This window comes from Flavobacterium restrictum (genome assembly GCF_007097245.1).
Classification (GTDB): domain Bacteria; phylum Bacteroidota; class Bacteroidia; order Flavobacteriales; family Flavobacteriaceae; genus Flavobacterium; species Flavobacterium restrictum.
In genome coordinates, this window is record NZ_VJZT01000014.1 from 20314 (window position 1) to 46797 (window position 26484).

The 26484-nt window shown below is 35.4% G+C and carries 24 protein-coding genes and 1 tRNA gene; 9 read left to right on the plus strand and 16 right to left on the minus strand.

Annotated elements, in window-relative coordinates; genetic code table 11:
* Positions 1–18: 18 nt before the first annotated feature.
* The 6 genes from FNW21_RS12625 to FNW21_RS12650 are packed head-to-tail and all read right to left on the minus strand — an operon-like array spanning position 19 to position 8335.
* The gene (locus tag FNW21_RS12625) at positions 19–1377 is read right to left on the minus strand and encodes a cation-translocating P-type ATPase (RefSeq protein WP_144257116.1); all 1359 of its coding nucleotides are present in this window, start codon (positions 1375–1377) and stop codon (positions 19–21) included.
* Between the two features lie 27 nt (positions 1378–1404).
* Complete coding sequence (locus FNW21_RS12630; RefSeq protein WP_144257117.1) at positions 1405–1953, minus strand: c-type cytochrome; 549 nt, start codon at positions 1951–1953, stop codon at positions 1405–1407.
* Between the two features lie 8 nt (positions 1954–1961).
* Complete coding sequence (locus FNW21_RS12635) at positions 1962–2486, minus strand: DUF3341 domain-containing protein (protein ID WP_144257118.1); 525 nt, start codon at positions 2484–2486, stop codon at positions 1962–1964.
* Positions 2479–3882 (minus strand): NrfD/PsrC family molybdoenzyme membrane anchor subunit, encoded by a 1404-nt coding sequence (gene nrfD, locus FNW21_RS12640; protein ID WP_144257119.1) that lies wholly within the window; start codon positions 3880–3882, stop codon positions 2479–2481. The genes FNW21_RS12635 and nrfD overlap by 8 nt, the downstream gene beginning before the upstream one ends.
* A gap of 29 nt (positions 3883–3911) precedes the next feature.
* Complete coding sequence (locus FNW21_RS12645) at positions 3912–6974, minus strand: TAT-variant-translocated molybdopterin oxidoreductase (protein ID WP_144257120.1); 3063 nt, start codon at positions 6972–6974, stop codon at positions 3912–3914.
* Between the two features lie 29 nt (positions 6975–7003).
* Positions 7004–8335 carry a c-type cytochrome gene (locus tag FNW21_RS12650; RefSeq protein ID WP_144257121.1) on the minus strand — a complete coding sequence of 444 codons (1332 nt, stop codon included), beginning with the start codon at positions 8333–8335 and terminating at the stop codon, positions 7004–7006.
* Between the two features lie 198 nt (positions 8336–8533).
* Between FNW21_RS12650 and FNW21_RS12655 the strand changes: the two genes are divergently transcribed.
* Positions 8534–8944 carry an SPOR domain-containing protein gene (locus FNW21_RS12655; RefSeq protein ID WP_317129304.1) on the plus strand — a complete coding sequence of 137 codons (411 nt, stop codon included), beginning with the start codon at positions 8534–8536 and terminating at the stop codon, positions 8942–8944.
* A gap of 118 nt (positions 8945–9062) precedes the next feature.
* Here the strand turns inward: FNW21_RS12655 and FNW21_RS12660 are convergent, their stop codons facing one another.
* Positions 9063–9650 (minus strand): thymidine kinase, encoded by a 588-nt coding sequence (locus FNW21_RS12660; protein ID WP_144257122.1) that lies wholly within the window; start codon positions 9648–9650, stop codon positions 9063–9065.
* Positions 9651–9751: 101 nt separating this feature from the next.
* Here FNW21_RS12660 and FNW21_RS12665 point away from each other — a divergent pair, with 101 nt between their 5' ends.
* The 3 genes from FNW21_RS12665 to FNW21_RS12675 all read left to right on the plus strand — a co-directional run bounded on the left by FNW21_RS12665 (position 9752) and on the right by FNW21_RS12675 (position 11786).
* Positions 9752–10654 (plus strand): hypothetical protein, encoded by a 903-nt coding sequence (locus tag FNW21_RS12665; protein WP_144257123.1) that lies wholly within the window; start codon positions 9752–9754, stop codon positions 10652–10654.
* A gap of 67 nt (positions 10655–10721) precedes the next feature.
* Positions 10722–11435 (plus strand): 16S rRNA (cytidine(1402)-2'-O)-methyltransferase, encoded by a 714-nt coding sequence (gene rsmI, locus FNW21_RS12670; protein WP_144257124.1) that lies wholly within the window; start codon positions 10722–10724, stop codon positions 11433–11435.
* A 6-nt stretch (positions 11436–11441) separates the two neighbouring features.
* Positions 11442–11786: a HopJ type III effector protein gene (locus tag FNW21_RS12675; protein WP_144257125.1), complete on the plus strand. Its 345-nt coding sequence runs from the start codon at positions 11442–11444 to the stop codon at positions 11784–11786.
* A gap of 59 nt (positions 11787–11845) precedes the next feature.
* On the opposite strand, the gene FNW21_RS12680 is transcribed toward FNW21_RS12675, so the two are convergent.
* Entirely contained in the window at positions 11846–13138 is a 1293-nt protein-coding gene (locus tag FNW21_RS12680) for a type II toxin-antitoxin system HipA family toxin (RefSeq protein WP_144257126.1), read from the minus strand.
* A 2-nt stretch (positions 13139–13140) separates the two neighbouring features.
* On the minus strand, positions 13141–13488 hold the full coding sequence (locus FNW21_RS12685; RefSeq protein ID WP_144257127.1) for a helix-turn-helix domain-containing protein: 348 nt from the start codon (positions 13486–13488) through the stop codon (positions 13141–13143).
* 178 nt (positions 13489–13666) lie between these two features.
* Between FNW21_RS12685 and recJ the strand changes: the two genes are divergently transcribed.
* Together recJ and FNW21_RS12695 are read left to right on the plus strand one after the other, a co-directional pair.
* Entirely contained in the window at positions 13667–15355 is a 1689-nt protein-coding gene (gene recJ / locus FNW21_RS12690) for a single-stranded-DNA-specific exonuclease RecJ (protein ID WP_144257128.1), read from the plus strand.
* A 2-nt stretch (positions 15356–15357) separates the two neighbouring features.
* Positions 15358–16626, plus strand: coding sequence for an MFS transporter (locus FNW21_RS12695; protein ID WP_144257129.1), 1269 nt, complete (start codon positions 15358–15360; stop codon positions 16624–16626).
* Between the two features lie 35 nt (positions 16627–16661).
* On the opposite strand, the gene FNW21_RS12700 is transcribed toward FNW21_RS12695, so the two are convergent.
* From FNW21_RS12700 to FNW21_RS12710, 3 genes are all read right to left on the minus strand, one after another.
* Positions 16662–17420, minus strand: a complete 759-nt coding sequence (locus FNW21_RS12700) for a UDP-2,3-diacylglucosamine diphosphatase (protein ID WP_144257130.1) — start codon at positions 17418–17420, stop codon at positions 16662–16664.
* A gap of 23 nt (positions 17421–17443) precedes the next feature.
* On the minus strand, positions 17444–17896 hold the full coding sequence (locus FNW21_RS12705; RefSeq protein ID WP_144257131.1) for a 6-pyruvoyl trahydropterin synthase family protein: 453 nt from the start codon (positions 17894–17896) through the stop codon (positions 17444–17446).
* A 177-nt stretch (positions 17897–18073) separates the two neighbouring features.
* Positions 18074–18841, minus strand: a complete 768-nt coding sequence (locus FNW21_RS12710; protein ID WP_144257132.1) for an enoyl-CoA hydratase/isomerase family protein — start codon at positions 18839–18841, stop codon at positions 18074–18076.
* A gap of 127 nt (positions 18842–18968) precedes the next feature.
* On the opposite strand from FNW21_RS12710, the gene FNW21_RS12715 reads away from it, so the two are divergent.
* From FNW21_RS12715 to FNW21_RS12725, 3 genes are all read left to right on the plus strand, one after another.
* A tRNA-Ala gene (locus FNW21_RS12715) sits at positions 18969–19042 on the plus strand.
* A 450-nt stretch (positions 19043–19492) separates the two neighbouring features.
* Positions 19493–20233 carry a polysaccharide biosynthesis/export family protein gene (locus FNW21_RS12720; RefSeq protein WP_144257133.1) on the plus strand — a complete coding sequence of 247 codons (741 nt, stop codon included), beginning with the start codon at positions 19493–19495 and terminating at the stop codon, positions 20231–20233.
* A gap of 9 nt (positions 20234–20242) precedes the next feature.
* The gene (locus FNW21_RS12725) at positions 20243–22615 is read left to right on the plus strand and encodes a GumC family protein (RefSeq protein ID WP_144257134.1); all 2373 of its coding nucleotides are present in this window, start codon (positions 20243–20245) and stop codon (positions 22613–22615) included.
* Positions 22616–22678: 63 nt separating this feature from the next.
* On the opposite strand, the gene FNW21_RS12730 is transcribed toward FNW21_RS12725, so the two are convergent.
* From FNW21_RS12730 to FNW21_RS12745, 4 genes are all read right to left on the minus strand, one after another.
* Entirely contained in the window at positions 22679–23329 is a 651-nt protein-coding gene (locus FNW21_RS12730) for an acetyltransferase (RefSeq protein ID WP_144257135.1), read from the minus strand.
* Complete coding sequence (locus tag FNW21_RS12735) at positions 23319–23921, minus strand: sugar transferase (RefSeq protein ID WP_144257136.1); 603 nt, start codon at positions 23919–23921, stop codon at positions 23319–23321. Before FNW21_RS12735 ends, FNW21_RS12730 begins: the two co-directional genes overlap by 11 nt.
* A 3-nt stretch (positions 23922–23924) precedes the next feature.
* Positions 23925–25100, minus strand: coding sequence for a glycosyltransferase family 4 protein (locus FNW21_RS12740; protein WP_185963930.1), 1176 nt, complete (start codon positions 25098–25100; stop codon positions 23925–23927).
* Positions 25101–25337: 237 nt separating this feature from the next.
* Positions 25338–26483: a hypothetical protein gene (locus FNW21_RS12745; protein ID WP_144257137.1), complete on the minus strand. Its 1146-nt coding sequence runs from the start codon at positions 26481–26483 to the stop codon at positions 25338–25340.
* Between the last annotated feature and the right edge of the window lies 1 nt (position 26484).

Genomic DNA, 26484 nt, shown 5'->3' on the forward strand with positions numbered 1-26484 from the left:
GTTTTTCTATTTTAAATATTAATAATGAAAATGTTTACTTTCGTCGATGAAAGGATTTCTTTTAGGTAATAAAGGAACTTTAGTCAATGCTGTAAAAACAACAAAAATAAACAATCCAAGGAAAAATGCTAATGAAGAAATTTCAGAAACTCCAATAAACCAGCTACCTCCAACAGTTCCAGGCATAATCATATTGAAAAAATCAACGTAATGCCCTAATAAAATTACAATTCCTGCCATAACCAAAATCCAAGTAATTCTTTTAAAATCGGTATTGATTAAAATTAAAATAGGAAATAAGAAATTCATAACAACAGCACCAAAGAAAGGCAAATTATAAACTTGAATACGAGTCACAAAGTAAGTAACCTCTTCAGGAATATTAGCATACCAAATCAACATGAATTGTGAAAACCATAAATAAGTCCAAAAAACACTAATACCAAACATGAATTTAGCTAAATCATGAATATGACTTGTATTAACATTTTGTAAATAGCCTCTTGATTTCAAATACACAGTAACCATAGCAATCATAGTAATACCACTTACAAAGAAACTGGCAAAAACATACCATCCAAACAAAGTACTTGACCAATGTGGATCAATAGACATAATCCAATCCCATGACATGATCGATTCCGATACGATAAAGAAAACCAAAAACATCGCTGATATGTTGAAATTCTTTTTATAAAAACTATTATCGTTAGACTCATCTTGAGCCAGGCAATTTTTTCTAGAAAAATAACGATACGCATTCCAACCTAGTAAAAAGATAGTGGCTCTTAAAATCCAAAATGGAAAATTCAAATACCCTGATTTACCAGCAATAATTTTATCAAAATCTACACTTTTGGGATCCGTTATTCCTTCATTCAACCATATAAAAATATGATTCATGTGAAAACCAGCCAACAATAAAAACACAAAAAACACAACTGAACCTACAGGCAAGTAAGCAGTAATTCCTTGCATAACTCTAAACAATACTGGAGACCAACCTGCTTGAGCTACTTGTTGAATAGCATAGAAAGCAAGAGTTCCTAATGACAATAGCATAAAAAAGATACACGCAACATAAAACGCTGCCCAAGGCTTATTTTGCAATTGGTGCAAAACATGTTCCAAATGTTCTTTGTGTTCAGTAGCTTCATTTACTTCAGATTTACCCGAAGTACTTGCGGCAACTTCATGTGAATTAACAGCCTCATGTGCTGTAGCGGCTGCATGTTCTCCATGACTTTCTGAAGCAAGCAAGGTTTCAACAGCTTTAATATCTTTTGGTGCAGTGAAAAAACCATATCCAATACCCAAAAGACCTACAGCCATAAGAATAAAAGAAAAAGTTTTTAATTTACTTGAAAATGTATACATATCTTTTACGATCAGTTTGTTCAACAATTATAATTTAGATTTTAGATTTATAACATAGGATGCTATCAACCAACGTTCATGTTGATTCAATTGATTCGCATAGGAACCCATAGAATTTAAACCATACGTTTGAACATGATAAACACTACCTTCAGTTATTACTCTATCTTTATAACTAGGAACGCCTAAAAACTTCCCTTGTGTAACTAGTTTTCCTTTTCCATTACCTTCGTTACCGTGACATATAGCACAATAAATTTCGAATAATTCTTTTGATTTAGCTACTTCTTTTTCAGAAATAGTATCCAAAGGAGATTTTGAATTCAATTTAGCCAATTCATAACCAGCTGTAGAATTTTCGTATTCATACACCTCAAAACCTCTTTTTATAGTTCCATCAGGAGGAAGTTGACCTTCTTTACCATTCTTGAACGCATTCGATTCAGAATAGGTTTCATAACCAACTGATTCGTACATGTTTGGAAAATATTGATAATTTGGTGCCGAATTGTTATGACAAGACGATGCTAACATCATAATACCAACCAAAAGTGTTATTTTATATATACTTTTCATAACTACAATTAATTCTTTTCTATTACTTTTACTTCAACTGCTCCAGTACTTTGAAAAAATGAAACTAATTCCTCTTCATTATCATGAATGGCAACTTCCATTAAAAAGTGATCATCAGTTGTTCTAACATCTGGGTTTTCAGCTTGTTTAAATGGCCACAATCTACTTCTCATATAAAAAGTAATAACCATTAAGTGAGCAGCAAAAAACACGGTTTCTTCAAACATAATTGGAACAAAAGAAGGCATATTCTCAATGTAACTAAAGCTTGGTTTGCCACCAATATCTTGCGGCCAATCCTGAATCATAATATAATTCATCATCCAAGTTCCAAAAGACAATCCACACAAACCATAGATAAAAGCACAAATTGCTAATCTTGTTGGAGGAATTCCCATAGCTTTATCCAATCCGTGAACAGGAAATGGACTAAAAACTTCTTCAATATGATGGTGTGCTGCACGTGTTTTTTTTACGGCATCCATCAATATGTCATCGTCATTATAAATGGCGTATATTACTTTATTACTCATGGTGTGCGTCTTTATTTGCTTCTCTTTCTTTAATATAATATTCTCCAGTAGCTTTTAATATTGTTTTAACCTCTGCTTGTGCTATTACTGGGAATGTTCTAGCATACAATAAGAATAACACGAAGAAGAAACCAATTGTACCTATAAATATTCCAATATCTACAAAAGTAGGGGAAAACATAGTCCATGAAGAAGGAAGGTAATCTCTATGCAATGAAGTTACAATAATTACAAAACGTTCGAACCACATTCCAATGTTAACAACAATCGAAATAACAAATGAAAACATGATACTTGTTCTTAATTTTTTGAACCACATAAATTGTGGTGAAAAAACGTTACAAGACATCATTGCCCAATATGCCCAAGCATAAGGTCCAGTCGCTCTATTTAAAAAAGCATATTGTTCATATTCAACTCCAGAATACCAAGCAATAAAAAGCTCCGTAATGTAAGCAACACCAACTATAGAACCTGTAATCATAATTACAATATTCATCAATTCGATATGTTGTAAAGTAATATAAGCTTCAAGGTTAGAAACTTTTCTCATTATGATAAGCAACGTGTTTACCATTGCAAAACCAGAGAAAACGGCTCCCGCCACAAAATAAGGAGGAAAAATAGTAGTATGCCATCCAGGAATAACCGAGGTAGCAAAGTCCATAGATACAATAGTATGCACTGAAAGTACAAGAGGAGTAGCTAAACCCGCAAGAACTAAAGAAACTTCTTCAAAACGCTGCCAATCTTTTGCTCTACCACTCCAACCAAAACTTAAAATAGAATATATTCGTTTGTTAAATGGTGTAATTGCTCTATCTCGCAACATAGCAAAATCAGGTAACAAACCAGTCCACCAGAAAACCAATGATACGGAAAGATACGTAGAAATTGCAAATACGTCCCAAAGCAATGGAGAGTTAAAGTTTACCCACAATGATCCAAATTGATTAGGAATTGGCAATACCCAATACGCTAACCAAGGTCGCCCCATGTGTATAATTGGAAATAAACCTGCTTGAATTACAGAGAATATAGTCATTGCTTCTGCAGAACGGTTAATTGCCATTCTCCATCGTTGACGAAATAATAAAAGTACCGCCGAAATCAAAGTTCCAGCATGACCAATACCTACCCACCAAACAAAGTTAGTAATATCCCAAGCCCAACCTACCGTTTTGTTTAATCCCCAAGTACCGATACCTGTAGATACGGTATAAATAATACAACCCAATCCCCAAAGGAAAGCGGTTAATGCGATTGTAAACACAATCCACCAATGCTTGTTAGCTTTGCCTTCAACTGGCGCTGCAACATCTACTGTTACGTCGTGATATGATTTATCACCTATAACTAAAGGTTTTCTAATACTTGCGTCGTATATATGAGACATATTCCTTTATATTGATTTTTAATTTATTTCTACGTATTTCTAACTTTAACATGATAAATCACGTTTGGTTTTGTACCAACATGCTCTAATAAATGATACATTCTTTCATCTTCAACAAGCTCTGCAACTTTAGATTCCTTATCATTTACATCCCCAAAAATCATTGCTCCTGTAGAACAAGCATTAGAACAAGCAGTTTGGAATTCACCATCAACAATAGCTCTTCCTTCGTTTTTGGCTTTCAAAATTGTCGCTTGTGTCATTTGAATACACATGGAACATTTTTCCATAACCCCACGAGAACGAACATTTACATCTGGATTCAATACCATTCGTCCCAAATCATCATTCATGTGATAATCAAATTGACTGTTTTCATTGTATAAAAACCAGTTAAAACGACGTACTTTATACGGACAGTTGTTCGCACAATAACGAGTACCTACACATCTATTATACGCCATCATATTTTGACCCTGACGACCATGAGAGGTAGCAGCAACTGGACAAACAGTTTCACAAGGTGCGTGATTACAATGTTGACACATTACTGGTTGAAAAGCCACTTGTGGATTATCCGAAGGGCTTTCTAATTCACCAAAACCACCCAAAGAACCTTCTTTACCAAACAATCCCTTGAAATTATCTTTCTTTTCATCATCTTCGGCAAAAGTACTTTCTGATGAGTAATATCTATCAATACGCAACCAGTGCATATCTCGGCTTCTTCTAATTTCTGATTTTCCAACAACTGGAACATTATTTTCGGCGTGACAAGCGATAACACAAGCACCACAACCCGTACAAGCATTCAAATCTATAGAAAGATTAAAATGATGACCAATCGAGCGATCAAATGAATCCCAAAGCCCTACAGAAGTAGCTTCAACTTCTTTATGATCTAAAGAAACCATAGGTTGTTCGTTCCAGATTTCAGCATCTTTGGTATTGAATATTTCTAAAGTTGTTTCTTTAATAATATCCCCTCTTCCCATCAATGTCTTTTGACCTTGAACACAAGCAAACTCATGTTCTCCATCGGCTTTTACAAATGTAATTGCTTGAACATTATTAAAACCTTTATATAAAGTGTAGGCATTCAAACCTACTTGCATTTCTTCTTTTAAAGCAGCCTTACGACCATACCCTAGAGCCATACCAACAGTACCAATTGCTTGACCTGGCTGAACTATAACAGGTACTTTATCAAAAGTAACACCATTAGCAGTCAAAGTAGCATAACTACCATTTAACCCTCCATTAGCAACAATTGCATTTGACAAGCCTAACGTTTTAGCATCGGCAGGCGCAACAGTAACATAATTATCCCAAGAAACTCTTGTTAAAGGATCTGGAAACTCTTGCAACCATGGATTGTTAGCTTGTTGCCCATCACCCATTCCAGTTTTTGTATACAAAACCAATTCGAATCCTTGAGCCACTTTAGATTGTGATAATCCATTTGCTGCCGCAGTATAATCAACTGAACTTGGCGAAGAAGCTGGAATAACACCAACAAAAACACCATCGTGCAATACTTTATTCCAAGAAGATCCCGCAACAATTCCTGCAGCGTTTGCTTTTAAATAATCATAAAAATTACCACCCAAACCATTCAGAGACACTAAAACATCTTGAAATTGTTTGGTATTAAACAAAGGACGAATAGTAGGTTGTGTAACACTATAGGTACCTTCTGTCAAACTCAAATCACCCCAAGATTCCAAATAATGAGGAACCGCAGCAGCAACAGTACTTAACAATGCTGTTTCATCTTCTTTCAAAGAAAAAGCAACCGATGTTTTCACTTTTTTGAGCCCTTGTTGAAAAGAGTTACTATCCGCCAAAGTGTAAACAGGATTTACGCCACTCATAATTAGAGTATGTACGTTACCCGCTTTCATTTCAGCTACCAATTGCGCTACTTTTTGGTTAGAACCTTTACGAATTTGTCTCAATCCAGTAGTTACAAAAGCTTCACTTAACAAGGCTTGGTTTATTGCCAAAACTAGTAATTGTGCATTTTTATCTTGAATACCAGAAACTAAAACTCCTTTAGAACCAGCTGATTTTAATTGCTGACCCGCTTTGGTTACTTCTGATTTGAATTTTGCATCCAATGCTACCGGAACAGATGCTCCAGTTACTATATTATAAATAAGAACTAATGCTTGTTTTTGATTCGCAGTAGACATTGCCAAACGCTTATCAGCAGCAGCACCAGACAAAGTCATATTAGCTTCTAATTGAAAATGACGTGACATTTTTCCTGCTTTCGGGATTCTACCTTGTGCATATCCTGAATCATACGAACCACCTTGCCAATCGCCAAGGAAATCCGCTCCAACAGACACAATCAAAGAAGCTTTTGAAAAATCATAATCTACAAGCGCTCTTTTACCATAAACTGTTTCAAAAGCATCCAACGCTTCTGACTCGGAAACAGCGTCATAAATAACGTGTTTTGCCGTTGGATTTTTTGAAATAAAATCAGCAATTAATTTCTCTGTAGATGGACTTGCCAAAGTATTTGTCAAAAGAACAATTTGTCCTCCTTTTGCTTTAGCATCAGCAATACTAGATTTAATTTTAGAATCAACAGCTGACCATGACGCGTTTTTGCCTTCTATTTTTGGTTCTTTCAAACGCATTCCGTCATATAAGGACAAAATAGAGGCGTGAATTCTAGCATTAGCCGAAAATTTAGCACCCGCAAGCGTATTATTGTCAATTTTAATAGGACGTCCTTCTCTAGTTTTTACCAATAAATTAGCAAAATCAAAACCATCAAAAACCGAAGTTGCATAATAATCTGCAATTCCAGGTATAATTTGTTCTGGCTGTAATACATAAGGAATTGACTTATGAACAGGGCCTTCACAAGCTGCAAGTGTAGCAGCTGCAGTAGTAAATCCAACGTACTTTAAAAAGTCACGACGTGTTGTAGCCGAAGAAGACAAAGCTTCATTATTACCTAGAAAATCTTCAGTAGGTATTTCTTCAACAAATTCGTTATTTTTAAGCGCCTCAACAATAGAACTATTTCCGTCTAGTTCTTCAACACTTTTCCAGTATTTTTTGTTTGATGACATATATAAATATTAAAATCTTAATAATTTGATTAATAGTGACATTTTCCACATTCTAAACCACCCATTTGCGCTGCAGTTAATTTTTCAACGCCGTATTTTTTAGAAAGTTGTTCGTGGATTTTGGTGTAATAGTCATTTCCTTCCATTTTAACTTCAGTTTTTCTATGACAATCAATACACCATCCCATGGTTAAAGGAGAAAATTGCTTCATCACCTCATACGTTTGAACAGGCCCATGACATGTTTGACATTCCACACCAGCTACATTAACGTGTTGCGAGTGATTGAAATAAACAAAATCAGGTAAATTATGGATACGAACCCATTTAACAGGTTCTGTTTTACCGGTATAACTTTGAGTTGAAGCATCCCAACCTACTGCTTTGTAGAGTTTTTGGATTTCACCATCATAAAATGCTTTAGAATGATCTGGAGTTGCAGTAGTATCCGAAACTTCGGCGATATTTTTATGACAATTCATACATACATTCAATGAAGGAATATTTGAATGTTTACTCACACGAGCGGCAGAGTGACAATATTTACAATTAATACCATTACTTCCTGCGTGAATTCTGTGCGAATAATGAATAGGTTGAATTGGCTCATAGTTTTGATCCACACCTACTTGCATCAAAAAGCCGTATACTAAATACGCTCCTGTTAACAATAAGAATATAGCTGAAACCAATACTAAAAATTGATTCTTTGCGAATGCTTTCCAAATTGGCATTGTTGTCTCTTTTGGAGCTACTTCAATTCCATTTGCTTTTGCTACTTTTCGCAATACATTATTAACCAAAACCAACATCACTACTAACATAGCCATTACCAATGCCAACGCACCAAGAATAACACTATTAGTAACTCCACTACCTTCTTGAGCCTTATCTACAACTGGCCCACCAACAGTTGCTGCAGGAGCCTCGGCTTTAGGTTCAGATGTGTAAGCAATGATATTATCAATATCTGTAGTTGCTAGTTGAGGAAAAGCAGTCATTACTGACTTGTTATTTTCTTCAAAAAGTTTCACAGCAGCCGCATCGCCAGACTTAATCATGTCAGAACTATTATGAACCCACTTGTAAATCCATGCCATTTCGTGTTTAGCAGCAACGCCTCTTAACATTGGCCCAGTTGCTTTAGCATCCAGTTTGTGACATGCCGCACAATTCGCATTAAAAAGCTCTTTTCCTTTTACAGGATCACCACCCGAAGCAGTTGCTACAGCTGCAGGTGCAACAGGCGCTGCCGCTGGCGCAGCAGTTTGTGAAAATGAAGTTAAGGAAATACATAGCGTCAAAGCAACACTAAAAAATAATTTCCTTGAGATCGAATTATGGTTACCCACCTTTTTCATATTATATAATGATTATCTACTAAAAATTGGCACAGTTTTTACTATAAAACAAACAGATAAAAACAACCTTATCTTTTAAAACTTCGACAAAAATACGACTTAAGAACTATTCACAAAACCCTTAAATAGCCTTAAAGAACAATTTATAATAATTCTAAATAATTTTTATAATTTACTTTCATTCTTTAAATAGTATTTTTGCATAAAAACCAACACGTTATGAGAAATTTAACATTTAAAAAAATATGTTTTTGCTTACTTACAATTTGTATTTATTCAAACAATTTAAGGGCTCAAGATAAAAACAATGGAATTAATCAGGATGAAAAATTTGGACAATTGTTAAATGAAAAACAAAAAATTAACGCTTCTTTATCTATAAATGATCGCTATAAAATACAGATTTATAGCGGAATAAGTGATGTCGCAAAGAAAACAATGAGCGAATTCAAACAAGAATTTAGTGATTTAGACGCTACTATTATTTTCAACACGCCAAACTACAAAGTGTGGGTTGGTAATTTTAGAACACGAATTGAGGCCGAAAGAAACCTAACCGAAATCAAACGAAAATATAAAAACGTATTGCTGATCAAACCAAATAAATAAAAAGATTCATTTGTTGCCAGAAATACTTAAATTTAACATAAAACAAACCACTTTACGGCTAGTTTAGCTAATAATATAAAACTAAAAGGTACAATTTATATCATTTTAAATTTATAAACTAGTCTACATTCTTTCGCATTGCGTGATAATAAGCCGCACGACTTAAAGGTTCATATTCTTCGGTTTCGCCTAGGAGCACTAATTTATCATTATCCGTTTTTCTAAAACTATAATTGGCTAAATTTCCAGTACGCGTACAAACCGCATGCACTTTGGTCACATATTCAGCGGTGGCCATTAACGCAGGCATAGGCCCAAAAGGATTTCCTTTAAAATCCATATCCAATCCTGCAACAATAACTCGAATACCTTGATTAGCAAGATCATTACAAACTCGCACGATTTCGTCATCAAAAAATTGCGCTTCATCTATACCCACAACATCACAACCTTGAGCCAAAATAGCAATATTTGCGGCAGCGGGAACTGGAGTCGAACGAATTTCGTTGCTATCGTGCGAAACAACCATTTCGTCATGATAACGCGTATCAATGGCAGGCTTAAAAATTTCTACTTTTTGCTTGGCAAATTGCGCTCGTTTTAGTCGGCGAATAAGTTCTTCGGTTTTGCCTGAAAACATCGAACCACAAATAACTTCGATCCAACCAAATTGTTCTTTATGATTTACTGTATTTTCGAGAAACATTTTGTATTTTTCAACTTTAAAAATAAATAGATTTTATTACTTTGTAATAGCAACAAATTTATTAAAAAACTCACGCCTTACTCACTATAATATTAAAAGTTATGAAAAAAAGATTGGAAGCCGATTTAATCAGCATTGCACACCGAATACTACAACTTAAAAATAAATCTGATATAAATTTGTTGTTTTTGGAAACCCAAAAACTATATGAAAAGCTTGCCGTTCTAAAATTTGTAGAAGAAAACCTAGGAGAAATAAAACCAACCATAGGTCAAGTAGCCGTTGAAAATGAAATAGAAATTGCTTTTTATAAAAAAGAAGCCGAAGAAAATGAGCCAAAAACAGCAGCAGTAATCCTTGAAGAAGAAGTTATCCTTCCTGAAGCAGTTCTAGAAACCGAAAAAGAAATTGTAACACTAGAAGAAAATTCAACATTAGAGCCACAAGAAATTGAAGCCACTGCAATACCAGAATCAGTAATCGAAATAATAGAACCAAGTGCCGCGACCTTCATCCCTTCGTTTGAATTTACGCCAGAAAACGAAGTAGAAGTAATACCAGAAATTGTCAAAACACCCGAAATAAAAAAACCAGAAGTAGTTCAAATTTCTTTTGAAGATTTATTAGGCGGCAATTATAACGACACTCATTTTGTAAAAGTAAACACATTAGACACCATACCAACTGCTATTGCTATTGAAACTCCAATTGAAATGGCAATTGAAGAAAAAGAAATCGAGGAGCCCAAATCAATTCCGTTAAATGAAAAATTAGTCAAAGGAATTTCGATTGATTTGAACGACCGAATTGGTTTTGTAAAACACCTTTTTGGGAACAGTTCCGAGGATTACAATAGGGTTCTAAATCAATTAATCACTTTTGACACCTTTCAAGAAACCAAACTTTTTATTGACGAAATGGTAAAACCAGACTATAATAATTGGTCAGGAAAAGACGATTACGCTGACCGATTTATGGAAATTATAGAAAAGAAGTTTTTATAAAAAATAGCCCATCCAAACAAACACGAATTTCGATTGCCATTGAAATTCGTGTTTAATTTTTAGTATTATGTCAAAATTATATATTGTGCCTACGCCCATCGGTAATCTCGAAGACATGACTTTTCGTGCCATCCGCATTCTCAAAGAAGTCGATTTAATCCTTGCCGAGGACACCCGAACCAGCGGAAAATTATTAAAACATTTTGAAATTGGCACCCACATGTACAGCCATCACATGCACAACGAGCATAAAACAATCGAAAATTTAATCTCAAGATTAAAGGCAGGTGAGAATATTGCTCTGATTTCGGATGCAGGAACCCCCGCTATTTCTGACCCAGGATTTTTACTCACTCGTGCTTGTGTTGAAAACAAAATTGAGGTAGAATGTTTGCCAGGCGCAACGGCTTTTGTGCCTGCTTTGGTCAATAGCGGTTTGCCCAATGACAAATTCGTTTTCGAAGGTTTCTTGCCTGACAAAAAAGGAAAACAAACCCGCTATCTCGCATTAGCCGAAGAAACACGCACCATGATTTTGTATGTTTCCCCACACAAACTGCTTAAGACATTAGTTGAATTTATCACTTATTTTGGCGAAGACAGACCTATTTGTGTTTCGAGAGAATTATCAAAACTACACGAAGAAAATGTTCGTGGTACCGTTCGAGAAGTGCTCACCCATTTTGAAAAAACAGCTCCAAGAGGCGAAATTGTAGTCGTTGTAGGTGGAAAAGTAGTGCTTAAAGAACCTAAAAAAAATAAATTTTCAGAAGAAGAATAAAAAAACATGAACATAACATCCTTTTTAGACAAACTAAAACAAACCCCAGAAACCATCCTTTTTACAGAAACAATTGCTGTAATTGAGGCCAATTATAACTTTACACCTAACGCTTTTAAAAACGGATTGCTAAATAATGCTGCAGGAGAAAATTCTGGCTCTTGTAAGTTATTTGCTTTCGCAAAATTACAGCAGTTAACCCAAACCGAAACATTAGCGTGTTTTGGCGCGTATTATTATCACGACGTTTTGAAAAATCCAGCAGGAAAGGATCATCAAAACATTCGCAATTTTATGAATACTGGTTGGAATGGAATTCAATTTGAAGGAGACCCTTTAGAGTTAAAATAAAAATAGGTAACTTATTTGTTTCAACATGTGGTTTTTTAATATATATTGAAACAAATAAGTTATATTGTATAAATAATAAGCTCTTTTTGGATTTGCAGTATTTGCACGCTATCAATTCCTGCTTTTGAAGCATAATCAGTCCAATTCGCCATTACTTTATTGCATAAGGCAATAATTGCTTTTGGTTTTTTGATGTTGCAACTTTTGGCAATAGCCAATAAATCATCTAACAGTATAGCCTCTCGTTTTCCATTGACACTCATTTGATGCGCTTTAAGCCAAAAGTTATCGGGATTATAAGCATACGTAATATCATAAGCAGGCGAAAGTTGCCACTGCCCGTCAGGAAACATCAAAAAAGAAATGTTTTTGGTATGATCATCTTGGTTTCTAGCCATAACATTAAAAACCATTCGGCGGTACAACTCCTCCATATCCGAATAGGGTAATTTCATCTGCCGCATTACTTGAAAAGCCTGCTCATAGGAATATGCGCGCGGTTGATTGTAATCAAAATGAGCAATACCACACAACGTTTGCATGTGGATTTTTTGATTGTTTTGCCTATCAAACCGCTTGGTCATAAAATGAGAACGATTATTTTCAGTCATTAGCCGACTCTCGGACATCGAAATTCCAGCATCCACAGCCATTAAATAATACGCATATTCAATATTTCCATAGCCCTTTGGGTCACCTAATTGATGATTTGTAACCCCATCAAATTTAATCAACCAATACTCAAAACCATCCAAACCATCAACCTGTCCCGAACGTACTTCACCCGTAGCTTTGTTATAGGCAATAACCGCTTTGGCTCTAGCACCACCAGCAGAACTTCCTACTTGCAAAATATCCGAGAATCCTTTTTTGGAATCTAGATTGGTATGAAAATCATTGCGGTTGTCAAGAACAGCTTTAGCAAACTGAACCAACTCCTGAATCTGGATTGGATTCGAATTCTCAACCGTAACCGTATTGGCAGGTTCAAACTCTAAAGCACCCATTCCTCGTTTACCAATATAGCAAAGTCGATCCACAGGATTAAAATCGGCACTGTTTTTTCCTTGTTGTGCAAGCCAAGCATCAATAATTTGATTTCCAAATTTATCAGGCAAACTATCCGATAACAATCCGGGTAAACCCTTAAACGTTTCAGGATTCAACATCGGGAAAGAAAAAATTCTATTTCCTCGTTGTGCGGCAGCAAGAGGAAGTGATATGGGCGACAAATCAAGTCCTAATTTCAAAAAAGATTTGTCAAACTCAAAAATACCATAATTACGCACTTCGTCCCAAAGCACCACGCCCACATTATTGCCCCAAATTTTGACATCAGCAACAGCAACCATACTTATAGGTTTTGGATAGATTTAACTTTTGGATATGGAGTTGCTTTTTTGCGTAATTTTTGTTGTTGTTCCATAACCATCATTGGACTAATTTGAGGCCCTTCCATTAAAGAGCTTAACAAATCAAGCTTTTCTAGCGCACGAAGTAACTGAATCAAAGTTATCAAATTAATAGCCTTACCCGTTTCCATACGACTTATAGTAACTCTATTCACGCCAGAACGTTCAGAAAGTTCTTCTTGCGATATATTTTTATTCAAACGCATTTGTTTAACACTTGAACAAAGCGTTGCAACAATAGCATTATCAGTCATGCCGTACCAATTTTTATAGTAACTTAATTGTTCCATTATGTCTATATTTTATACTTATTGAATTATATATGCTACAAATTTAATTCTATTAAATTTGTAATCACCATTTATTTTATTTTATTTTCAAAAATTAAATAAGTTAATACTTCGCTCTAGCCTGTTATTTCTTCAAAATAAATTTAATTTCGTATAAAATACTCCTAAATTATAAAAAATGCGTTGGACTCTCAAACCTAAACCTTCCGAAGAAAAAGTAAAACAATTGGCGCAAGCCTTGAATGTGGAAGATTTTGTAGCTACCTTATTAGTTCAAAGAGGGATTGGAACATTTGAAGATGCCAAACACTTTTTTCGTCCTACATTAGCTAATTTACACGATCCTTATCTCATGAAAGATATGGAAAAAGCAGTTTCTCGTATCGAAAAAGCAATAGCCAATCAAGAAAATATTTTGGTTTTTGGCGATTATGATGTAGACGGAACAACAGCAGTTTCGTTAGTTTCTTCTTATCTAAAAAGCTATTACCCCAATGTAGCCACTTATATACCAGACCGATACGATGAGGGTTACGGTATTTCTTTCAAAGGAATTGACTTTGCTGATGACAATGATTTCTCCTTAATAATTGCCTTGGATTGCGGTATAAAGTCAATCGATCATGTGGCCTACGCCAAAGAGCGAAATATTGATTTCATCATTTGTGACCACCACAGACCTGGAGCATTTTTGCCCGAAGCAATTGCCGTTCTAGACCCAAAAAGAGCGGATTGCAACTATCCTTATGATGAACTATGTGGCTGTGGGATTGGTTTTAAATTGATTCAGGCTTTAGGCAAAAATAGAAATCAAACCATTACCGATTTAATTTCCTATTTGGATTTAGTCGCTGCAGCAATCGCAGCCGATATTGTTCCAATGACTGGAGAAAACAGGGTTTTAGCCTACTTTGGTTTGCAAGTCATTAATGCAAATCCAAGGCCCGGAATCAAGGCCATGACACACCAATTAAAAAAACAAACACTCGATATCACCGATGTCGTTTTTATCATTGCGCCCAGAATAAATGCAGCAGGAAGAATAAAACACGGAAATCATGCTGTGGAATTATTAACCGAATTTGATTTTGAACAAGCCCAACAATTTGCTGCAGAAATCGAAGCTTACAATACAGAACGCAAAGATTTAGACAAACTGATTACCCAAGAAGCACTGCTACAAATTGAGGATAATCAGGAACAAAAAAGATTTACTTCGGTCGTGTTTCAAGAAAACTGGCATAAAGGTGTTATCGGAATTGTAGCTTCTCGATTGATAGAAACGTATTATAGACCTACCTTGGTTTTTACAAAAAGTGGCGATAAATATGCTGCTTCGGCTCGCTCCGTTAAAGGTTTTGATGTGTATAATGCACTTGAAGCTTGTTCGGAGCATTTGGAACAATTTGGCGGACACATGTATGCCGCAGGAATGACATTAAAGGCTGAAAATTATCAAAAATTCAAAAATGCATTTGAAAAAATAGTGCAAGAGACTATTCATCCCGACCAATTAATTCCCGAAATTGCCATTGATACCGAAATTAATTTTACAGCTATAACTCCAAAACTAACTCGAATTTTAAAACAATTTGAACCTTTTGGACCACAAAATATGACTCCCATTTTCTTAACAAAAAACATAAAAGACACAGGTTACGGAAAACCGATGGGGAAAGAAGAGGAACACATTAAACTTTTTGTAAAACAAAACAATTCAGAAGGTATTGCCGCAATTGGTTTTGGCTTGGGAGCTAAATTTGATTTAACAACAAATAAAAAACCATTTGATGCTTTGTATTGCATCGATGAAAATGAATGGAATGACAAAATTTCCATTCAATTACGATTAAAAGACATTCAGTAAATATGAAAAAAAACGATCCTTACGCAGCCTTACGATACCGTGAATTCAATGTTTTTTTGCTTTTGCGTTTTGCCATGGTTTTTGCTTGGTCTATGCAATTTATTATCATTGAATGGCAAGTTTACAGTTTAACCAAAAACCCCCTTTCATTAGGAATTATTGGTTTAATGGAAATTATTCCAGCCATTTCAATGGCCCTATTTGCGGGACATATTGTAGATCAAAAAGAAAAAAAGGGATTGCTTTTAAAATGCATTTTAGGATTTTCGGTAATTAGCTTTGGGTTATTCTTACTGACTTGGCCGGTAATTGTAACCGGTATTTCGACCCACACTATTTTATATTCCATCTACTTTTTGGTATTTCTAGGCGGATTAGTCCGTGCTTTTTTGGGGCCAACGATATTTTCCCTTTTAGCCTTAATTGTTCCTAAAAAAAGCTATCCAAATGCAGCGACATGGAGCAGTTCCGTTTGGCAAATCGGCTCTGTTTTAGGACCTGCTGTTGCTGGTTTCTCCATTACTTGGATAGGCGTCCATTGGTCAATGTGTTTGGTGTTTGGCTTTTCGATTTTTGCACTGACTGCTTTATCCCAAATTGCAACTAAACCCATTTTGAATCCTAAAATTGGCGAACCCATTATGGAAAGTTTAAAAGAAGGTGTGAAATTTGTTTTCCAAAACAAAACGATTTTAGGTGCTTTGTCTTTGGATATGATAGCTGTCTTATTTGGTGGAGCAGTTGCTCTATTGCCTGTTTTTGCACAAGATATTTTAAAAGTTGGTCCCGAAGGATTTGGAGTATTGAGAGCTGCGCCAGCAGTTGGTGCTTTTTTAACCCTTATTCTTTCAGCCTATATTCCTTTTACTAAAAATGCAGGAATGAAATTATTAGCTGCAATTTTTGCTTTTGGGATATGTATTATTGTCTTTGGACTTTCCACTATTTTTTGGTTATCTGTTGCAGCCTTATTTTTGAGTGGTGTTTTTGATGGTATTTCGGTGGTAATACGCCAAACTATTTTACAACTCAAAACCCCAGATCATATGAGGGGTCGTGTTGCAGCTGTAAATTCTATTTTTGTAGGTTCCTCTAATGAATTGGGTGCTTTTGAAAGCGGATTAACTGCCAAATTAATGGGTGCCGTTACCGCAGTAGTTTTTGGCGGAAGCATGACACTGATAACCGTTTTTATAACTGGAGCACTATCCCCAACTTTTAGACAATTAGATTTACAAAAAGAGGTTGATGCCCATGAAAATGGAGAGTAAAAACACAATGGTTGTTTATTTGGCTTGGAGATGAATTAAGAAGTATATTTTTTAATCTCCAAATTTTCTCCGTCAAAAACGCCATAGGTAAAATAACTAATCCAATCGCCAAGATTTACATATTCGGCATTTTTGCCAACGGTTACTTTCATCGGTAAGTGTCGGTGACCGAAAATAAGGTAATTGTAGTGTTTGGTTTCCAGTTTTCTTTTGGAATATAAAATAAGCCATTCATTGTCTTCTCCAAGAAATTTTACATCTTCATCACCCGAAATGAGTTTGTTTTTTACGGAAAGGTATTGTGCTAGTCCAACCCCAATATCGGGGTGAAGCCATCTAAAAAGCCATTTTGAAAACGGATTGGTAAATACTTTTTTCATTCGTTTGTAGCCCATATCGCCAGGTCCTTTTCCGTCCCCGTGACCAATAAGAAAGGTCTTTTCTCCAAAAGTAAATTCTTGATTGTCGTGATAAACAGGAATATTCAATTCTTTTTGAAAATAATCTTCCATCCATAAATCATGATTCCCTACGAAGAAATAAATAGGAATTCCACTATCTCGAATTTCAGCAAGTTTGCCTAAAACGCGCACAAATCCTTTGGGAACTACGGTTTTATATTCGAACCAAAAATCGAATAAATCCCCTAATAAAAAAATAGCTTCAGCATCTTTTTTCACTTCGTCAAGCCAAGCCACAAATTTTTGTTCTCTGGGAAAACTTAATTCGGGAGTTGGTGCACCAAAATGTTGGTCGGATGCAAAATATATTTTTTTGTTGTGGGGTAGTTGCATGAAGCTAAAATAGGAATTTAAAATTACAAATTATCACTTGCAAACCATTCTGCAAAAGAGGATTCTGTTTCTTGTAGTTTTAAGGAAAAAAGCTTGATTCCATCTGGCAATCTATTACTAATTCTTTGTGAAAAATCCACAACCATGTTTTCGCTTGTGGGTTGATAATCAACAAGAATTACATGGTGACCGCGTTCTTTTAATTCTTTGGCCAATTCTATATGCGGTGTGGTTTCATTAAATACGGTAGCGTGATCAAACTGATCTACAATTTCTTCTTTTACTATTTTTTTCAAATCAGTAAAATCAATGACCATTCCAAATTTTACATTGTTTCTATCGGTTATTGGGGAGCCAATTACGGTAACGGATAATTTATAGCTGTGTCCGTGTACATTTTTACATTTTCCATCATAGCCATAAAGGGCGTGACCGGTTTCGAAACTGAATTTTTTGGTAATTCGGATATTGCTCATTTGGATTTTATTTTGGTTGCAAATTTAGCAAATTGTTATGAGAAATGAGATGTAAATCTTGGTATTCAGATTCCACTGCTGCCTAGCCCTGATTTCCAATTGCTTTCGCAATTACCTATTGTGGCAGGGTTCGCCACAATAGATATAACGGACAGCAGGAAATAGCTCCTAAAAAAATTACTTTTTGAATTGAGACAATGCCTTTTTGGTAAAATCGGACAGCACTAATTTTCCAGAAATGGCGGCCCGTTCAGGCAACAATGTTTCCCAATGATGGGTGTCTTGCCAAAGGACTTTTTTCATTTCGAGTAGTGCTTGTGGATTGTAGCTGGTTAATTGGGTGCAAAAATCGGATACGGCGTTATCGAGTGCTGAAATGGTTTCGAAAACGGAGGCGTAGAGCCCTTTGTCTTTGGCCCAATGGGCGGTTTTCCATTCGTGAGCAGCCAAAGTCATTTGGGTTACCGCTGTTTTTCCAATTTTTCGAGATACGGCAGGTTCTATGACAAATGGCCCAATTCCGATGGCTAATTCGGATAGTTTTATGGAGGCATCTTGGGTTGCTAGAACATAATCGCAAGCAGCTGCAATTCCAACTCCACCACCTATTGCTTTTCCTTGAATGCGTCCTACAATTAATTTTGGACAGGTTCGCATGGCATTAATTAAGTTGGCAAATCCTGAAAAAAATGCGGTTCCTTGTTCTTGATTTGAAATAAGCAACAGTTCATCAAACGAGGCTCCAGCGCAAAAAACCCCTGTGCCAGTACTCTTTATAAGCAGTATCAAAACCGCTGGATTGACTGCTAATTCTTGGATTTCATGGGTTAGGCGTGCTAATAATTCAGCTGGAAACGAATTGCTTGCCGGATGCCCAAACTCAAGGATTGCCATTTTATTTTCGATAGTGATCAGAAGTGATCCTCTTGAATTGTGTAGTGCCATAGCATGGATTTTGATGTAAAGTTAAAAAAAGTAAAGGAGGGTTTTGCTTTTTTTTGAAATACTATGGATTTGTAAATTTTAAATTTGCTTTTTGGGATATAATTATGTTATATTTGCGCCCTGCAATGGGGGATTAGCTCATTTGGCTAGAGCGCTTGCCTGGCAGGCAAGAGGTGGTCGGTTCGAATCCGATATTCTCCACAAAATTATTTCATTATGAATTAAACCCTTAAAATCAGTTTATTTTAAGGGTTTTTTATTTCGAAAAAAGTGACTTATTGCAATCCGCTATTTCAACTTACGATAGTTTGTAAAAAAAAACATGTTTTGTTTTTACAATTTTTAGAAAAAAAGAAACATAACATTATGGTAACAATTAAAAAATATTCAATTAACCCGTACTGTTTTTGTTTATTTATTTTTGCAAATTATAAACCAATATATTGATTATCAATTCAAAATAATTCACATCCACACTATTCAATCCCATTTAGGGTTGTGCATTTCATTTAAGAACATTAGCTTTGTTACCTGTATTTAAAGTTGATTTTCTTGAAATTTTAGAAAACAATGAAATCAAATTCACTTTTATACGTTCCTAAACAAGCTTTTAGTACAACTATCATAACCTTTGATGCTAATTAAAATCAAATGACCCACAAACAAAATTATTTGTTCTTCCTATTTTTAGGGCTTATACTACTGTGTTCTTGTTCTTCAAAAAAAGAGATGCTCTATTTTAGCGATGTTGATGTGACAACTCAAGACAAAATTGTTTTTTCGCCAAGTACCATTCGACCTAATGATATATTGAGTATTGTTATTTCGTCCAGCACACCAGAGCTAGCGGTAATGTACAATCAAAACACTACTCCAGCAACGGGTTATCTAGTTTCATTAGACGGCATGATTACGCTGCCTGTTTTAGGGAAAATAAAAGCGCAAGATCTAACGCTTATGGATCTCGAAAACGTTTTGGCAAAAACGCTCATAGACGGAAAACATCTGGCGAATCCTATTGTAACTGTTCGCTTACTAAATGCAAAATTCACTGTTTTGGGTGAAGTAAATAACCCTGGTACCTACCCTTTTAGCGAACAGAACATTAGTATTCTTCAAGCTTTAGGCTATGCTGGCGACTTAACTATACATGGCAAAAGACAGGATTTATTGATTATTAGAGAAGAAAACAACAGCAAAACCTACATGAGAATTGACATGACCTCTAAAAAATGGTTTGATTCTCCATATTACTACATCAAACCAAATGATGTGATTTATGTGAATCCAAATGATGCCAAGGTAAAATCAGCTGGCTACATAAGCTCTGTTGGCGGCTTATTGGGATTGATTTCGATTGCGTTATCGACCTTTTTAATACTAACAAAATAACAATCCCCATTGGAAAGTAAAGAAAATAATTTCAATATAAAGCAGGAAATACTTAAATACCTATCGTATTGGAAATGGATTGTTTTATCAATAACTATTGCGCTTCTGGCTTCGTTTTTTTATTTACGCTACGCCAATAACATTTACCACACCGCAGCCCAAATTAAAATTCTTGACAATCAAGATGCTGCATTTAAATTACCTAGTGATAACATGTCGATTTTTGGCAGAGATGAAATCAATTTGCAGAACGAAATGGTTATCATGAAATCATCGCGTATCATTGGTACCGTTGTAGACAGTTTGAATTTAACCACCGAAATTTATGCGGTGGGGAACATCAAATCTATTGAAATGTGGAAAAATGCTCCGTTCCGAGTGGTTTGGGCAACCGAAAAAGATTCATTGGCAACCAAACAAACGGCTTTTCAAATACAATTAACCGCAAACGGCTACCAGATTAAAGGCGAGAATAAAGAATATAAATTTGGCGAAACCAATTTTGAAACAGCAGTGCCCTGTAAAATAATATTGAAAAACGCAAAGGCATTACACAATAAAAAAGGAAGCACGTACCTCATTAGTCTCAAAACTCGAAAAAGTGCAATACAAGCCATTTCGAACAGCATTACTATTGATTATGTTGCCAAACAAAGTGACATTTTGAGTCTTTCGCTGAATGGCTTAAATCAAGAAAAAATAAATGCAGTTGTCAACACCTTGATTGCGGTTTTCAATCAAGATGGGATAGAAGACAGGCAATTGGTCTCCAAAAAAACAATAGAATTTGTAGACGAACGCTTTAAGTTTCTCTTCAATGATTTGGATTCGATTGAGACGTCCAAAGCGAATTACAAAAAAGAGAAAGAAATTAGTTATGTAGCAGCAGATGCAGGTGTATTGATGCAAAACAACTACGACTCTAAATCAAAATTAGAGACAGCAAATACCCAAATTGCGTTATCGAAATTGATGATGAATGCCGTAAATGCAACTAAATCATTTGAATTATTACCCGCTAACATTGGTATCGAAAATGGAGAAGTAAATGGTTTGATTGCCAGTTATAACGAAGAAGTTTTAAAACGTAATAAACTACTAACTTCTGGCGGGGGCGAATCGAATCCATTGGTCAAAGAAACTTCAAATGGTGCTTTACAAATAAAAAATAACATCAAAACCTCACTTCTTGGCTACCAAAATGTATTGCAATTAAACCGTGACGAAGCCAATAGAATCACAAATACCGACAAAGAAAAATACAGTAAAGTTCCCTTCAACGAAAAAGGGGTACACGCTATAGAACGCCAACAATCCATAAAAGAATCACTTTACATTTTATTATTACAAAAAAGAGAAGAAGCCGCTATCAATTTGGCCATTATCAATCCCTCAATAAAAGTGGTCGATTACGCCAACTTTTCGGAATTGCCAATTGCTCCTGAACGCAAAATAATTTTCATCACAGCATTGCTTATTGGATTATTACTTCCTATTGTGGCCATTTATGTTTTCTATTTATTTGATAATAAAATCAATACCAAAGATGATTTAGAACGGCTTATACCAGAAATTCCCGTAGTAGCCGAAATCCCTTTTATAGAAAATGAAAATAAAACAATACAGTTTTTGGACCGATCGATTCTCTCTGAATCGTTTAGAATCCTGCGAACGAACATTAATTACATCAGCCCAATAACAAGCAAAGGTGCCGTTCTATTTGTAACTTCTACCATCAAAGGCGAAGGAAAAACATTTGTGTCATTAAATTTAGCGATAACCCTTTCGACACTTGGAAAAAAAGTAATCCTCATAGGTGCCGATTTAAGAAACCCTCAATTACACAAAAAATTAGACATCGAAAGACCCAATTTGAGAGGCGTTAGCAACTACTTGTATGATAAAAATACCCGTATTGATGACATCCGAATGAATTATTCGACCGAAACAAATTTGAATTTCGACATCATCTTTTCAGGAACTATTCCGCCAAATCCAGCCGAATTATTATCAAACGGGCGATTTGAAATGTTGTTGAATGAAATAAAAACCGATTACGATTACATCATTGTAGATACCGCACCAACGCTATTAGTGGCGGACACCACGCTTATTACCCATCTTGCGGATACGGTACTTTATGTAACTCGCGCTAATTATACCGAAAAAAAATTACTCAAGTTCATTGCCACTTTAAAGAATTTGAATGCCATCAAAAACATGGGACTTATTTTGAATAATGTTGGGCAAAACAAAGGCTATGGCTACAGCTATTCCTATAATTACGGCTATGGATACGGCTATGATAATGATGCTATAAAAAATACTACGCTCGGATTTAAAATAAAAAAACAATACCGAAAATTATTCCAGAAATCGTAGGTTTAATTACAAAATACTCCCAAAAAAGCACCGGAATTGTAACCTAAAATTTAAACACTGGTATTAATTTACTGCCATTTTCAAAATATCAAAATCCGTATTGTATTTAATAATTCGACCTGGATTACCTACTACTGTTGCGCCATCAGGGACGTCATTTAGGAGTACTGTTCCTGCTCCAATGGTACACCACTTCCCTATTTTGACACCAGGAATAACAACAACTCCCACGCCAATATGCGTGCCTTCGCCAACACTTACATTGCCAGAAAGAGTAGCGTTTGGTGAAATATGTACAAAATTGCCAATACTACAATCGTGTTCAATAACAACTGCTGTGTTAATAATAACATGATTTCCTAGCACCGCATCCGAATTAACAATTGCATTCACAAGTACCACCGTTCCCAAACCAATACGTGCTGTGGGTGAAACAATTGCCGTTGGGTGAATACTCGTAAAAAAAGGAAAATCCTGAAAACGGAAACTGCTCCTTTTGCGTATCAAATTATCGCCTATAGCAATAATCAAAGCCGCATCGTCTGTTCGTTTTATACTAGCCAAAGTATTATAAATAGGAATAGCATGCCAAAAATCATTTTTGGGAGCGTCGTCAATAAAAGCTTCGACAACGCAATTGTTGCTTGCAAGGAGTTCCGCAACCACTTTGCCATGACCGCTAGCGCCAAAAATATAAAGTTTTTTATTTTCCATCAAAAGCTTCCATTGTGGCTGCATTGGCAGCATTAATATTTTCAACTTGTATCACTTTTACAATTGTCGCCAAAAGTATTTTTAAATCCAGTTCAAAAGATTGGTTTGCTACATACCAAACATCATAGCTAAATTTAGTTTCCCAATCTATTGCGTTCCTCCCATTGACCTGTGCCCAGCCCGTAATCCCTGGTTTTACATCATGTCTTTTGTTTTGAAAACTAGTGTATAAAGGCAAATATTCCGGCAATAATGGTCGTGGTCCCACCAAACTCATATCACCTTTTACTACATTTAGTAATTGTGGCAATTCATCAATAGAGGTTTTCCGAATCCATTTTCCTATAGGCGTTAATCGTTTGGCATCGGGCAATGTGACTCCATTACTATCTTTACTATCATTCATGGTTTTGAACTTGATAATCGTAAACAGTTTTCCGTTTTTGCCTGGTCGTTTTTGCAAGAAAAAAACCGAACCCCGATTAGCAAAAAACAAACCAATAACCACCACAAAAAACAGCGGAAATACCGCCACAAAAGCCACAAAAGCAATACTGAAATCTAAAAAAGGTTTAACAATTTTTTGATACATAATTTACTTTTTAAGCCATGCCGTTTCCAGCTCTTGGTATTCCGCCCGAAGTAGTTTCCAAATTTCTTTTTGCTCAAATCGTGATGTTATCATTGGTCTGGCATTCGACTGGAGAAATTTAAACAATTGTTTGTCTTTCATCAGTTTAAAAAAAACTTTTTCAATGGCATCGCTATTTTTTACGGGAATAATAATTCCGTTTTGTCCGTCTTTGATAATTTCGTTACAACCATTGATATTTGTCACGATGGCAGGCAAACCCATAGCACCCGCTTGCAAAACAACATTGGGAAAACCTTCGCGATAACTCGGAAAAACCAGTGCGTCACTTATGGCTAAATAAGGCCGAATATCCTCCTGAAAACCAACTGAAATAATGTTTTTGTGATGTGCGATTTCTAATTGAGTGACTGCTTGTAAGGGGTCTAAATCCATTTCAGGTGTTCCTACCAAAAGTAATTTTAAACGCTTGTTGTGCTGATTTGCATTTTTAAAAGCAAGCACTAATTCGTTGATTCCTTTATCACCAACCAATCGACCTACGAAAACAAACACAAAATCATCATTTTGAATTCCGAGGCTTATTCTCAAGTATTTTTGTTGCGTTTCCGAGATTTTATCAGGCGAAAAATAAGCAGTATCTATCCCATTTGAACTGCCGTTTCCTATCACTTTCATTTTGTTTTCGGCTATAAATTCATTCGTTACCAAAAAATCAAATAACCCTCTCGAGTTAGGATAAATTCTAGTCGCACAGGAATAGGTAACTTTTTCTACAGCTTCAAGTAGTTTGCGTTTTGGGCCATTTGTTTCCATCAAAGGCAATCCTGCAACGGTATGCAACCGGATAGGAACGCGGGCAAGTTTTGCGGCCAACATAGCGACTATTCCCGCTTTTGGCGTATGCGAATGAACTACTAATGGCTTTTCTTTTTTTAGAAATAAAAACAATTGTACGACCGCAACCAAATCCAAAAAAGGAGTGATTTTTCGAGACATTGCAAGCGAAAAGGTTCTTGTTTTTTCTTTATTTCCTATTTTTTGCAAATAAGCATTATCCGAAGAAACTGCAATTACATCATAAAATGCATTCATAAAATGGAGTTGCCCTGACAATAATTTATCTAACGAAAGAGGAATAGTTGTAATCCGGATGAGTTTTTTTTTGCTTATTTCCATGCCTTATTTAAAGTCCATTTTCTTTTTTATTTTGAAAAAAAGTAAAAAAGAAATACTAAAAACAAGTAAAAAAGAATTAGATAAACATCAAATAAATCTTTTGAAATTCTTGTTTTACATAAAAATAATACCAAAAAACGATACCTTTTTAAAACAAGACAAAACTTTACAATAATTTAAAACAGAAGGCGGTAATGTTACCAAAGAGAAGTCAAATTGTTATCAAAATATAATCAATTACGCTTTGGAATCTTGATTTTGAACATAGGAAAAATGCCAAAAAATAAAAATAATAAGCCCGGGCAAAAACATATTTCGCATCCGAATCATAATACCCACATTCCCCAAAGATTGGGAAAAAGCAAGGGTACCAATGATTAAAAAATAAACCATTCCTTGAATAATAAATGGCGCATTCCGGAAGGATTGTAGCGGTTTATTTTTAAGAATACTAATGGTCAAAATCAATAAAATCAAATTTTCAAAAGAAGCTAATACCGACGGAATTCCATTAATATCAAAAAAGAAAGGACGAAATAAAAACGTAAAAACCTTTAATGGAAACGGATAAGAGGAAATATCAATCGCCGTACTGGAACTTGCGGTGCTCAAAAGAGCTGATTTTGTTTGAGAGAATTTATTAAAACTATCCACAGAGGCTTCTTCGACTTTGGCAAATTCCATCACTTTGGGCAAAATCACAATGGCGATTCCAATCATAACAACAAAAAACAGCAACCGTTGTCCTATTGAAATATTTTTACCAGAAAAATAGGCCATTCCAAATCCCAAAAGCATAAACAAAGTCATGTGCGGTCTAATAAAATAAGCCAAAACCAAGCCTAAAATAACCATTGGAATCCGCCTAGCAGGTTGCAACAAACCGTACGTAAAAATGGCGATACAAAAAAACAGCAACGTGTCCTTGCCTACTGCACAGCTCCAAAAATGCAAATTAGGAAGAAAAAAAAGAAGTGGAAAGAGGTAATATTCTTTGAATTTTGGATTATTTGGAATCAAATCGACCGCAATTACATAAAAATAAGCCAGCCCAATAAATCCAATCACACTATAAATCATGGTTCCTGCAAAGTAGGATAAATCCAAAATATTCGATGGATAATAATTCAAAGCGAGTATGAAATAGGTACCTTGATCTTCGGTTAAGGAATATATAAAATCAGCATAGGTCATCAATTTGGCTTGTTTCCAGTAACCAACAGCGTCGCCTTGTACAAAAAGACAAAAATACGCCCCAAATAGCAGATGAAACAGAAATAATTTTTTTAGCGTACTTAAATTCCCCTCGGAAAGTGTGTTTTTGAAACTCAAAATAAAAAGATACCCGAGTCCAATGGCTAAAACGATACTAAAAAAATTCATG